The sequence below is a fragment of the Pseudomonas sp. CLCA07 genome (assembly GCF_053615335.1).
On sequence record NZ_CM132131.1, the window covers coordinates 1,554,535 to 1,567,936 of the forward strand.

The 13,402-nt window shown below is 58.3% G+C and carries 8 protein-coding genes and 1 pseudogene; 1 reads left to right on the forward strand and 8 read right to left on the reverse strand.

All coding sequences use genetic code 11. The features are described from left to right. Nucleotides 1-37: 37 nt before the first annotated feature. Together aruF and ACWGZX_RS07120 are read right to left on the reverse strand one after the other, a co-directional pair. Nucleotides 38-1,057 carry an arginine/ornithine succinyltransferase subunit alpha gene (aruF, locus tag ACWGZX_RS07115; protein WP_150779065.1) on the reverse strand — a complete coding sequence of 340 codons (1,020 nt, stop codon included), beginning with the start codon at nt 1,055-1,057 and terminating at the stop codon, nt 38-40. Nucleotides 1,058-1,297: 240 nt separating this feature from the next. Next, complete coding sequence (locus tag ACWGZX_RS07120; RefSeq protein ID WP_223516143.1) at nt 1,298-2,518, reverse strand: aspartate aminotransferase family protein; 1,221 nt, start codon at nt 2,516-2,518, stop codon at nt 1,298-1,300. A 287-nt stretch (nt 2,519-2,805) separates the two neighbouring features. Between ACWGZX_RS07120 and ACWGZX_RS07125 the strand changes: the two are divergent. Next, nucleotides 2,806-7,657 (forward strand): annotated as a pseudogene (locus tag ACWGZX_RS07125) (dermonecrotic toxin domain-containing protein). Nucleotide 7,658: 1 nt separating this feature from the next. Here ACWGZX_RS07125 and argR read toward each other — a convergent pair. From argR to ACWGZX_RS07155, 6 genes are all read right to left on the reverse strand, one after another. After that, a complete protein-coding gene (gene argR, locus ACWGZX_RS07130) occupies nt 7,659-8,639 on the reverse strand; it encodes a transcriptional regulator ArgR (RefSeq protein ID WP_452627817.1) in 981 nt (326 codons plus the stop codon). Nucleotides 8,640-8,885: 246 nt separating this feature from the next. After that, a complete protein-coding gene (locus ACWGZX_RS07135) occupies nt 8,886-9,650 on the reverse strand; it encodes an ABC transporter ATP-binding protein (protein ID WP_007943885.1) in 765 nt (254 codons plus the stop codon). Nucleotides 9,651-9,677: 27 nt separating this feature from the next. Further along, the gene (locus tag ACWGZX_RS07140) at nt 9,678-10,802 is read right to left on the reverse strand and encodes a M14 family metallopeptidase (protein ID WP_452627818.1); all 1,125 of its coding nucleotides are present in this window, start codon (nt 10,800-10,802) and stop codon (nt 9,678-9,680) included. A 1-nt stretch (nt 10,803) separates the two neighbouring features. Beyond that, complete coding sequence (locus ACWGZX_RS07145; protein ID WP_223516136.1) at nt 10,804-11,502, reverse strand: ABC transporter permease; 699 nt, start codon at nt 11,500-11,502, stop codon at nt 10,804-10,806. Further along, nucleotides 11,499-12,188, reverse strand: a complete 690-nt coding sequence (locus ACWGZX_RS07150) for an ABC transporter permease (RefSeq protein WP_007943881.1) — start codon at nt 12,186-12,188, stop codon at nt 11,499-11,501. The genes ACWGZX_RS07145 and ACWGZX_RS07150 overlap by 4 nt, the downstream gene beginning before the upstream one ends. 92 nt (nt 12,189-12,280) lie before the next feature. After that, a complete protein-coding gene (locus ACWGZX_RS07155; RefSeq protein ID WP_452627819.1) occupies nt 12,281-13,057 on the reverse strand; it encodes an ABC transporter substrate-binding protein in 777 nt (258 codons plus the stop codon). Between the last annotated feature and the right edge of the window lie 345 nt (nt 13,058-13,402).

A 13,402-nucleotide genomic window follows, 5' to 3' on the forward strand; every position in this document is an offset into this window, starting at 1 on the left:
CTTTCCAGGCATTTCTTTCTGGAAATCGAAGCCGGCGTTAAACCGCCACCAGGCGCACGCTGGCACCTTCACCGACGCCCAAGGCTTCGGCCGCTTCCAGATCCAGGGTCACTGGTTTGCCTGGCGCGTAATCGAGCTCAAGCAACACGGCGCGGTAATCCTGCAACTGGGCATTGGCCACCAGGTACTGACGACCGGCACCTTTGACCGGCTCACCGATTTTCACCGGCACAACGCGGCTCTGGGCGATCGAACGGATCCCCGTCACACGTGCGTGCAAGGTCGGGCCGCCGTCGAAAATGTCGATGTAGTGATCGGTTTCAAAACCTTCGCGCATCAGGATGTCGAAAGTGATCTGCGCCCGTGGGTGCACCTGGCCCATCGCCTCTTGAGCGGAGTCCGGCAGCAGCGGCACATAAATCGGGTAATGCGGCATCAGTTCGGCCAGGAACGTGCGGCTTTTCAGACCGCACAGACGTTCGGCTTCAGCGTAGTTGAGGTCGAAAAAGTTGCGGCCGATGGCATCCCAGAATGGCGAGTCACCGTTTTCATCGCTGTAGCCCACGATCTCGGTCACCACGGAATCGGCAAAGCGTTCCGGATGGCTGGCCACGAACAACAAGCGACCACGGGAATTGAGCTCGGCCCAAGGCGACCCCACCAACTCGCGCTGTACGTAGAAACTGGTCAGCAAACTGTTGCCGGTCAGGTCGTGGCACTGGGAGAGCACGTGGATCTTGTTATGAATCTTCAGCTCGCGAGAAGCGTGCACGAAGGTTTCATTACGGAAGCTGTAGAACGGCTCGGAATAACCCGCCGAGGCCACGATGGCCGAGCAACCGGCCAGTTTGCCGGTGGTCGTGTCTTCGAGGACGAAGAAATAGCTCTCTTCACCATTGAAGCTGACTTCGGCAGCAAACGAGGCTTCGCTTGCGGCGATCTTGTCGCTCAGGCGTTCAACGTCATCCGGCAAGGAAGTGACACCAATCGGGCTATCCGCAGCCAGACGCTGTACCTCGCCCAGATCAGCCATTTGCGCGGGGCGCATCACCAGCATGGTGTCACTCCTTAATCAAGAAACAGGTCGACCCGAATGATCGACAGGAAAAAAATACCGGGATTGCAAGGCATCGTGTCCCTGTAGGAGCTGGCTTGCCAGCGAAGACGGCCGGTTGATCGCCGCAAGGCTTTCGGGCCTCTTCGCTGGCAAGCCAGCTCCTACAATGGGTAAACGCTTCAGGCAGGCCCAGCATAAAAATTGGGTTCGACGCCTGAAACTCAGGCGCCGAAGGGCCTATCAGGCTTGCGTCAGTTTTGCAGCAGCACGTTCGAAGCGGTCCAGGCCGGCATCGATGTCCGCATCTTCAACCACCAGGCTAGGCGCAAAACGCACCACGTCCGGGCCGGCTTGCAGAATCATCAGGCCTTCACGTTCGGCGGCGTTGAAAATGTCCTTGGCCTTGCCTTTCCAGGCATCGCTCAGCACGCAGCCGATCAACAGGCCCATGCCACGGACCTTGGTGAACAGGCCGTACTTCTCGCCGATCTGCTCAAGGCGCGCCTTGAACTTGTCGTGCTTGGCGTTGACGCCAGCCAGCACTTCAGGAGTGTTGACCACGTCGATCACCGCTTCCGCGACCGCACACGCCAGCGGGTTGCCGCCATAGGTGGTGCCGTGGGTACCGACGACCAGGTGTTTGGCCAGGTCTTCGGTGGTCAGCATCGCCGCGATCGGGAAACCGCCGCCCAGGCTCTTGGCGCTGGTCAGGATGTCCGGGATCACGCCGTAATGCTGGTAGGCAAACAGATGGCCGGTACGGCCCATGCCGGTTTGCACTTCGTCGAAGATCAGCAGCGCGTTGTGCGCGGTGCAAAGTTCGCGGGCGCCTTGCAGGTATTCGAGTTCGGCCGGGATCACACCGCTTTCGCCCTGAATCGGCTCCAGCACCACTGCGCAAGTCTTGTCGGAAATGGCGGCTTTCAGCGCGGCCAGATCGTTGTACGGCACGTGGGTGATACCGGTGATTTTCGGACCGAAGCCGTCGGAATACTTCGACTGGCCACCGACGTTGACGGTGAACAGTGTACGGCCGTGGAAGCTGTTGAGCGCGGCGATGATTTCGTACTTCTCGCTGCCGAAACGGTCGAAACCGACACGACGGGCCAACTTGAACGCGGCCTCGTTGGCTTCGGCGCCGGAGTTACAGAAGAAGGCGCGGTCGGCAAAGGTGGCGTCGATCAGCTTATGCGCCAAGCGCAAGGCCGGCTCATTGGTGAACACGTTGGACACGTGCCACAGCTTGTTCGCCTGCTCGGTCAAGGCACCGACCAGCGCAGGGTGTGCGTGGCCCAATACGTTAACGGCAATCCCGCCGGCGAAGTCGATCAGCTCGCGGCCAGACTGGTCCCAAACGCGGGAACCGGCACCGCGCACAGGGATGAATGCGGCAGGCGCGTAGTTGGGAACCATTACCTGATCGAAATCGGCGCGTTGTACCGCAGCGTGCTCAACGGACATCGGAGTCTCCTGAAGAGAAAACACTCGCCTGAAACTGGCGAGCGATGGGGGGATTGTAAGGACAGTTTTCAGCCCGGCCTTGCCGCCAAGCGACAACTTCTTATAGCGCAAACCCCGGTTTCAGCCGGGTTTACGGCAATGCGACATATAGCGTCGCAAAGGCGCAGTTTAAACCGCCGGCACAGGTTATAGGCAGGCTTGATGAACGGTGCGGTAAATATGTACCGCACGCTGTGCATCGTCGTCTGTTTTGCTTGGGCTCAAACCAAACGCTAAGGGAATAGCGCATGAACCAAGACGATTTTGAGTTCGGCACACAACCGGACACCCACTTTCATCACGCTTACCGAAACCTGCCCTCGTGGGTATTGGAATCTTCAGTCGAAACCCGCAGCGCCCTGAAGAACGCCAACCTTGAGGTGCCACACTGGCACCGCACCGCGACTCGACTGCAACATCAGGTGCTGAAAGCCTCAGGCCAGACTCACTTGGCCCAGCGGAACCGACTGGGCTCGATGCTGGCAAAACTGCAAAACGCCCGGGATTTTGCCGAGTCGATTCTGGGTCCAGCCCTGAAACTCCGGTTCGACCTGGACGTAGACGTCAAAAACACCTTCCTGCGTCTGTACATCCCTCAGACCACGCCCTTTTTCGCGATCAAGACCGGCGCCGCCCGCACATGGACGGTTTCGCTGCTTGATGCCGCGCTGCACAACTTCCAGGCGTCAGAGACCGAGGTGGATGCCTACGAGCCGGCGTCGACCTTTATCACCGAACCGTCGCCTACAGGGCAGTTCGATACCCTGCCGCAGGTCACCCGGAAAATCACGATTCAGGGTTTTACCCGGTTGTGCCGGGAGCTGGACATCGGCGGCCAGTACAACGCCTACCTCAAGGAAAACCTGGGGTTGACCAACCCGGTGGCCGGGGCCGCCTTGAAACCGAATGTCATGAGTGCGAACAAAGCAGCACTGCGCGCTGCGTTGCACCTGGCACACACACGCCAGGACATTGATAGCGACGCCTTTAACGCGATCTACCGCGTACTGGAAGGACGCTCGGCGATGCTTTGGGATGGCCACCCCCTGCATTGTCACGACCTGACGATGATGTCTTCATCGCTGACCGGCATTGTCATTTTTGGTGCCAAATCGAGCCGGGCAACCAAGGCTACCCGCATCATTGCCTACATTCCGGATGACCCGCAGCATCCGCTCAAGCTGTACGCCGACACCGTGGCGTTCATGACCGAACTGACCCGCAAGCTGCGTTCGCCCGCTTATCAAACCTTCTTCAGCCGCTTCGTCGATCACGCGGAACGAGGGCATTTTTTTGCCGACCTCAACAGTCGCTTGCGAACGGTGACATGGCATCAACACACTCACGGCGATCCACTGCCAAGCTGGCGCGAAACGCCCATCGACAAGCCTAACCTGCAATTTTCGATGACGCCGTTCAGAGCGGGCCTGTGGAATCACCTGTACCAGCGACAACTAAACAAAATCATCAATGACGCGAGCACACTCGCCGTCTCCACCGCTCGTGCCGATCAAACTGCGCGATGGGCGCTGTGGGACGCGTTCAGCAAAATTGCCTCCACGATCCTTGAAGTAGCGACGTTCGTTGCCCTGCCCTTTGTGCCGCTTCTGGGTGAGTTGATGCTGGCCTATATGGCCTACCAGCTACTCGACGAGACCTTTGAAGGGATCATTGACTGGGCGCAAGGGCTGAAAAAACAAGCGTTCGAGCACTTGATCGGCATCGTCGAAACGGCGGTGCAAGTGGGAACCTTCGCGGTGGGCGGCGCTATCGCCGCAGGCACTTTCAGTCGCCTCCTTTCTCGCGAAACAGTGGCACTTATCGCCCCACTCAAACCCGTACCCACACCAGAGGGCAAAACCAAATACTGGAAGCCGGATCTGGCGCCGTACGAACAAACCATCGAACTGCCGGCAGAGAAAAACCCCGATCTTCTGGGCCTATACCGCCACGAGGGCAAAACGCTTCTGCCCCTTGAAGGAAAGCTGTACGCCGTACGGCCAACCCGCGATACCGGTCAATTTCAGATCGAACACCCAAGCAGCAATGACAGCTATAAGCCGTCATTGCAGCACAACGGTCATGGCGCCTGGCAATCAGAATTGGAGCAACCCCTGCATTGGGACCGGGAAACCGTCCTGCGGCGTCTAGGGCACAGTGTCGAATCGTTTTCCAGCGCCGAGCGTGAACAGATTCTGCGAATCAGTGGTTTTCACGACAACGTGCTGCGAGAAACCCATGTCGAAAACCATCGCCCGCCATCGCTGCTGACCGACACGATCAAGCGTTTCAGGATCGACCGGGATATTCAGACGTTTATCGAACAGATTGGCAGCGACCAGCCTGAGCAATACAGCAAGGCTGATCCGCTCATGCAGCATCAGTTGCTGACCCGATTCGACTCATGGCCTGTCGATACCGCCTTGCCGGAGCCGAGAGCCCAGAGCCCAGACACAAGCCTTGCGCAAGCAGACCGCGGATATCGCTCGGAACTACCGAAAATCGCTGTTTGAGCTTCGCTATCGCGAGCTGGAAAAGACCGCCGATCTGCCGACCCAACAGCTGCTTGCGGACTTTGAGGGATTACCGACCGATATCGCCCAGGAACTGGTGAGTAATGCGTCGGGCAACGAACTGAGGCAATTGCACAATGGGACCACACCTCAACGCCTGAAGGACGTAGCAAGAAAAGCACTGGAGGCTGTGCGTGCATCCCGAGCGTATGAAGGCCTCTTTTCTGATGCCCTGGCGACCGCAGACACCCACACGCTCGCCTTGCACAGCCTGGATTTGCTACCCGGATGGCCTGCCAACGTGCGCATCGAGGTGAGGGACTTTGTCCATGACGGGACCGTGCGCAACAGCATTGGACCCGTCGACGCATCGATCCGAAAAACGCTCGTGCGCAGCGAAGACGGCGTTTATCAGGTGCTTGATGACAGCCAAAGGCCGCTGTTCTCTGGCGATTTTTATCAGGCCATCCTTCAAGCACTGCCGGATACCGAGCGCACCACATTGGGCTTTTCCATTGGGGAAGGACAAATGCTCAAACAACGCATTGCCGAGCAGGCTCTGGACCACCCAAAGCTCCGTGCACTCTTTGCGAAAAACCCCCATCGAAAACCCTTCTATGATCCAACGACCATGCGCCTGCCCGGAGGTACGGAAGGTTACCCGCACATTGGTCCCGCAACTCCAACGCTCAACGAAAGGGTGCGCGAGGTTTACCCAAGCCTCTCCGAGGACGAAATCCAGTCCATGGTCCTCATGCTGCAGCGTCATCCCAATGGCGCCCGTGTAGAACTTTCACGGCTGGCAAACGAGTTGGCCAGCCTGCATCAGGATCTGGGGCGCTGGATAAACGACGCCCCGACCGTCCACCCGCAAACCCGACTTGCATTGAGCGACCTGGACCGCGAGATCGCGCGTCGCAATCGCACCCAGCTTGCCCAGGAAATCCAGCGCAGCTGGCGCCGCCAGTCCGAGCGCGATTTCGACGCACCAGATGACAGCGATCAGTATGTGCTGAGGTTTGCAGAACCGATCCTGGGCGACTTGCCGACACTGACCGCCGACTTCAGTCATGTGTCACTGCTTTCACTGGAAGGCGACCGTGCGGAACAGGGCGTGTCGGAATTTCTGAACCGGTTTAATGGGCTTCGCCGCCTGGAACTGCGCCGTTTCACCCTGACCACCCTCCCCGAGGCCATCACCCGAATGCCGAACCTTGATGCGCTGGTGTTGAGTGATTGCGGTATCAGGATGAACACTGCCACGTGGTCGAAACTGACTGCATTGAACAAGCTGGTCATGCTGGACCTGTACAAAAACCCGTTCGAAATCGTCCCTCGCATCGACTCGATGAATGAGCTGGTTCACCTCGATCTAAGCAATACCAACCTGACCGCCATTCCAGCTGGGGCCCTGCTGCATCCAAAACTCGACACCCTCCTGTTGATGAACAACAAGATCAGCGAATTGCCTGCCGAGTTGTTCGAGTGCCCACTGTACGACAAACGCGGCGTGCACCTCACACACAACCCGATTTCCAACCGCTCATGGGAACTGGTCAAGCAACACCATTTCGATACCGCCTACGACATGGGCGTCTATGCCCCCGAAGCGGACATTGATCGCGTTAAAACGCTGTACCCAGGCATGGAGGTCGAGCAAGCGAGCGAGTTTGTCTACGAGTTGCCGGGCACGCTGGAGGATGGTCGGGCAGAACTGACGCGCCTGGAAGCGGAGCTGACTCGTTTGAGAACTGATCTGTCTACCTGGACCGCCGACCTTCCCGCCCGACACCCGCTGACGGGTCAGCCTTTCACCGCCGCCGAACTCTTTGTCGAACAAGCCAATCGTGACGAGCTCAAGCAGGCGCTGGAGCAATGCTGGCAGCATGAATCCGAACTGGATGATTTCAACGACGGTATAACGCCCACCTACGAACTTACTGTCCGCTCGGTCATCAACGGACAATTACCTACACTGAATGCAGACTTCAGCCATGTTTCAGCGCTGGAGATTCAGAGTGCCAGTGGCGTGACATATATCGGTCGCTTCCTGGAGTCCTTCCCCAGCCTCAAAAGCCTGCGGCTGCGCGACTGCACGCTGGGCAACATTCCAGAAGCCGTGTTCAACATGGGCCAATTGCGATCCCTTTCACTTCCCGCTTGCCGCGTCAGACTGTCAGTAGAGTCAGCGAACGCATTGGCCGGAATGGAACAGCTCGATTACCTAGACCTAGGCTCCAACCCATTGGGACAAACCGTTGATCTCAGCCAGATGCCGGACCTGTCGACCCTCCTGCTCGACAACACTGGCATCACCGAAATACCAAACGGCCTGCTTCATCTGACCGATCTGGACTGGGTAGACCTGAGCGCCAATGCGATCACCGAACTGCCCAGCGACTTGATGGAACTGCCAGTGGAAACGGCAGAGAACATTACGTTGCGAGGCAACCCGTTGTCGGAGGAAAGCCTGTTACGGCTGATCAGTTACTACCAACGCACAGGCGCGGATTTCGGCGTGGACGAAGTCATCGATCGAGGTGAAGTGCAAATGTCCACCTCTGAAGACTCCGAGGTCGACGAGTAACTCAGCCGCGCTCGGACGGCATCGACGACAACTCGAACGGGCTGCTGCTGCGCCGCTGGTTGCGATCTTCCCGCGGCGTGGCACCGAAGAAATTGCGATAGGCGCTGGAGAAATGCGGCCCCGAAGAGAAGCCACACGACAGGCCGATCTGGATGATCGACTTGCTGGTTTGCATCAACATCTGCCGCGCCTTGTTCAAACGCAGCTCAAGGTAATACTGGCTCGGTACACGATTGAGGTATTGCTTGAAGATCCGCTCCAACTGCCGACGGGACACGCACACATGCTGGGCGATTTCGTCGGTGGTCAGCGGCTCTTCGATGTTGGCTTCCATCAGCAACACCGCCTGGGTGAGCTTCGGATGGCTGGAACCGAGGCGATTTTGCAGCGGAATGCGTTGACGCTCGCCGCCTTCGCGGATGCGCTCGACCACAAGTTCTTCGGACACGGCGCCAGCGAGTTCGGCGCCGTGATCACGGGCCAATACTGCCAACAGCAAGTCGAGTACCGACAGGCCGCCACACGCGGTCAGGCGATCGCGATCCCAATCGAACAGGTGGCTGGTGGCGATGACTTTCGGGAAGCGTTCGGCGAAATCGTCCTGCCAGCGCCAGTGCACGGCAGCGCGATAGCCGTCGAGCAAACCCAACTGCGCCAACGGGTAAACACCAGCCGACAAACCGCCAATCACGCAACCGGCCCGCACCAGTTGTTTCAACGCACTGCTGAGCGCTGGCGCGAGTGTGGTCGGCGGTTCATCGGCGAGTAGAAACAGCTTCTGGAAGTTTTCGAGCTTGCCGGCCCACGGCTCACCCGGCAATTGCCAGGCGCCTTCGGTCGGCGGTTCGGCCTGCAAAAACGACAGTTCGTAGACCACGTCCGGGTGCACACGCTGGGCAACACGCAAGGCCTCCTCAGCCAGCGCAAGCGTCAGTGCTTTAGTGCTGGGCCAAATCAGGAAACCAATTCGATGGGCAGTCATGGCGGGCAATCCGAAACGAAGAACGGTGATGAAGGCATGGGCCAATGCTAGCCCGGAAATGAACACAAATCTCAAAACCAGCAGAGATCAAATGTGGGAGCTGGCTTGCCTGCGATGGCGGTGGATCAGAATACATCTCTGGTACAGACACACCGCTATCGCAGGCAAGCCAGCTCCCACAGTAAATCGGGGCCGGCTTTCAGACTGCGAAGCATGCACTATCGCGGTGCACAACGGCAGCCTTGATTACTTCAGGCTGCCCGAGAGGAATTGTTGCAAACGCTCTGACTGAGGATTAACCAGCACTTCACGTGGGTTGCCACTTTCTTCGACGACACCTTTGTGCAGGAATACCAACTGGTTCGACACTTCACGAGCAAAGCCCATTTCGTGCGTCACCACCACCATGGTCCGGCCTTCCTGGGCCAGGGCCTGCATGACTTTCAGCACGTCGCCGACCAGTTCCGGGTCGAGTGCCGACGTCGGTTCGTCAAACAGCATTACCTCGGGTTCCATCGCCAGCGCACGGGCAATGGCCACACGCTGCTGCTCGCCGCCGGACATGTGGCCCGGGTAGGCGTCTTTACGGTGGCCCACGCCTACTTTATTCAGGTAGTGCTCGGCTTTTTCCCGGGCTTCGGCCTTGGACATTCCCAGTACGTGAACCGGTGCTTCCATGATGTTTTCCAGCGCGGTCATGTGCGACCACAGGTTGAAATGCTGGAACACCATCGACAGGCGCGAACGCATGCGTTGCAGCTGTTTCGGGTCGGCCGCCTTCAGCGCGCCGTCCTTGTTGGCGACCAGTTTCAGCTCTTCGTTGTTGAGCAGAATCTTGCCCGCGTGCGGCTGCTCCAGCAGGTTGATGCAACGCAGGAAGGTACTTTTGCCGGAGCCACTGGAGCCGATGATGCTGATCACATCGCCAGCCGCCGCTTTCAGGGACACGCCCTTGAGCACTTCGTGACTGCCATAGCGTTTATGCAGGTCTTGGACTTCAAGTTTGTACATGCGGTCGGTTCTCACAAAAACAGTCAGTCAGTCGTTGAGCAAGCGCCCGTGACGCAGCGCTTCGCGCCCCGCCACCTTGGCCAGCCAGAAACCGGGTTGGGCATAACGCAGCCGTTCAATGGCAAACAGCACCCCGGACGTACCAGCACACACCGTGCTGACCCGATCCGACAACGGATCGATCACTTCAAAAATCTCGTCACCGGCTTCGATCCACTCACCGGGTTTACGCAGAAAACTCACCACACCCGGGTGCGGAGCAAACAGCAATTCGGTGCCGTCGAACGGCAGGCCTTCGCACGCTTCTTGCGCGGGTTTGGGCCATTCGCCGCTGATCAAGCCTTGCTCGGCGAGGAACGCCAGAATGCCTTCGGCGTGAGCCTCAGACTCAAGACGACCGGTATCGGCCTGACCACCTAATTCAATGGTAGTCGCCAGACAGGCCAGCGGAATCTGTGCATCAGGGAACAGGCGCGACAGACGCAGCCATGGCAGCGAGCAGGCTTCGTCAAAAGAACTGCCGCCGGAATCTTCCGCCAGCAGGCCGACCCGCACATTCAAGTGCGCCGCCAATGAACGCCACTGCGGCCAGTGTTGCGGCAAGGCGTACATGTGCAGCGCCGCTTCAGCATCGCAGTGCAAATCCAGCACAACATCGGCGGTGCAAGCGTGGCTAAGCAAGATGCGCTGCATGCCTTGCAACTGGCTACTCGCCTCTGGCAATACGGCCAGATGATCGGCCATTGCCTGACGGATCAGGCGAATATTGGCGTGCTGATCGTCACCCAGGCTTTCTGCCAACGCAGCCGCAACCGGCGCGCTCAGCTCGACGAAATCGCGATTGAAATTCTTGCCGCTGCCCGCCTCGAAACGCCCTTGATGATTGCCTTGAACCAGTTGACCGAGGCCCATCGGGTTGGCCACCGGCACCAGTTCGATCACCCCATTGAGCAAGCCTTGGGATTCGAGTTCGGCCAGGCGCTTTTTCAGCTCCCAGGCCGTGCGCATCCCCGGCAGTTCATCGGCGTGCAGGCTGGCCTGAATGTAGGCCTTGCGCCCGCCACTACGCTCCTTATTGCCGAAACAGAACACCGAAATCTGGCGTTCGCTGCCCAGGTGGCTCCACGGCAATGCATGATCGATGCGTTCCATATCAGTGCTTCCGCGGGGCCAGATAGCCCAGCCAGCGACGCTCGGCCATTTTGAACAGCTTCACCAGAATGAAGGTCAGGCACAGGTAGAACACGCCGGCGGTGATGTAAGCCTCGAACGGCAGGTAGAACTGGGCGTTGACCGTGCGCGCGGCACCGGTGATATCGATCAGGGTCACGATGGACGCCAGACTGGTGGTCTGCAGCATCATGATCACTTCGTTGCTGTACTGCGGCAGCGCCCGGCGCAGGGCCGACGGCAGCAGGATGCGCTTGTACAATTTGTAGCGCGACATGCCCATCGCCTTGGCGGCTTCGATCTCGCCGTTCGGCGTGGCCCGCAGGCTGCCGGCGATGATCTCGGCGGTGTAGGCGCTGGTGTTGATCGCAAAGGCCAGGCACGCACAGAACGTTGCGCTGGACAGCCATGGCCAGAGGAAGCTTTCACGTACCGCTTCGAATTGCGCCAACCCGTAGTAGATCAAGAACAGCTGCACCAGCATCGGCGTGCCGCGGATCACGTAGGTGTAGAGCCAGGCGCTCATGTTGACGGCGGCGTTCTTCGAGACACGCATCAGGCCCAGTGGCAACGCGCACAGCAGGCCGAAAAACAGCGACAGCGCGAGCAATTTGAGGGTAGTCACCAAGCCGCCGAGGTACAGCGGCAAGGCCTCCCAAATGACGTTGTAGTCGAAGATCATAGATCAGCCGCCCTTACGCCTACCGAGTAGCGCTTCTCAAGGTGACGCAATGCCAGCAACGAGACACTGGTGATCACCAGGTACATTGCCGCCACCGCGAGGAAGAAGGTGAAAGGCTCGCGGGTAGCATCTGCCGCCTGCTTGGCCTTGAACATCATGTCTTGCAGCCCCACCACCGAAATCAGCGCAGTAGCTTTGGTCAACACCAGCCAGTTATTGGTAAAGCCCGGAATCGCCAAGCGAATCATCTGAGGCACCAATACCCGGAAGAACACCTGAAAGCTGCTCATGCCGTACGCCATGCCGGCTTCTGCCTGCCCTTTCGGAATCGCCATAAAGGCGCCGCGGAAAGTTTCCGACAGGTACGCACCGAAGATGAAACCCAAGGTGCCGATACCGGCGGCCAACGGGTTCAGGTCGATGTAGTCGTCAAAACCGAGCAGCGGTGCGACGCGGTTGAGCAGGTCCTGGCCACCGTAGAAAATCAGCAGGATCAGCACCAGATCGGGAATACCGCGGATCACCGTGGAATACAGATCGCCCAGCCAGGCCAGCCAGCGAATCGGCGACAGACGCAGCGCCACGCCGATCAGCCCCAGAACGATGGCCAGGACCATGGACGACAAGGCGAGCTGAAGCGTCAGCCATGCGCCATCGAGGATGACAGCCCCGTAGCCTTTCAACATGATTCAGGTCCTCGAAAGTTGGGATGAAAAAATGGCGCAAACCTCAGAGATCCTGTTGCTTGCGCCATTTCGGACTTTTCGTTGCGACGTATTTACTTGCCGTAAATGTCGAAGTCGAAGTACTTGTCCTGGATTTGCTTGTACTTGCCGTTCTCACGAATGGCGGCGATGGCGGCGTTGAGCTTGTCCAGATCAGCCTTGTCACCTTTGCGAACAGCAATACCTACGCCGTCACCGAAGTATTTGATGTCGGTGAAGGCCGGGCCCACGAACGCGAAACCTTTGCCTGCGTCGGTTTTCAAGAAGCCGTCATTCAACAGCGTAGCGTCTGCCACGGTGCCATCGAGGCGGCCAGCGGCCACATCGAGGTAAATTTCGTTCTGCGAACCGTAAGGCTTGACCTCGGCACCCAGCGGGGCCAGGACTTCGCGGGCGAAACGCTCGTGGATCGAACCACGTTGCACGCCGATGTTCTTGCCCTTCAATTCAGTCAGGCCTTCGCTGACTTGAGTGCCAGCCTTCATGACCAGGCGCGCCGGGGTGTTGTAGTACTTGTTGGTGAAGTCGACCGACTTCTTGCGGTCTTCAGTGATCGACATCGACGACAGAATCGCGTCGATCTTGCGCACTTTGAGTGCTGGGATCAGACCGTCGAACTCTTGCTCGACCCACACGCACTTGACCTGCATCTGCTCGCACAGGGCATTGCCGATCTCGTAGTCGAAACCCACGATGCTGCCGTCCGGCGCTTTCGAAGCGAACGGAGGGTAAGCCGCTTCGATGCCAATTTTCAGAGGCTTTTCATCGGCGAAGGTTGGCAAGGACAGCACGGACAGTGCCAGGGCGCCAAGCAGCACGAGTTTCTTCATCTTGGGACTCCATCGGTAAAGGGCAAAAACGGCAGAGTGAGCGACAGCCCAATATGCGAGTGAGTAGAACCACAAAGCGATGCTGCGCTGTAGGAATCGCGCGCTTTTTTCAACGCGAGCCACAACGAGCGAGTGATCGGCATTCTAACGACAGGCCCGAAGCCGATATTTCTTCAATGCGACAACTAATTACAGAAGCACCAAGAAAGCCGCTTGAGCGCGTTGACAGCCCTGCAAATTCATGCAGGAGCAAAAGACAGTGAACCGATCAATGTTGCAAATTGCGGGCCTATTATTGGCAAACCCTTCTAATCCGGCAAGCTTGGCGTTATGTCTTATTTATCA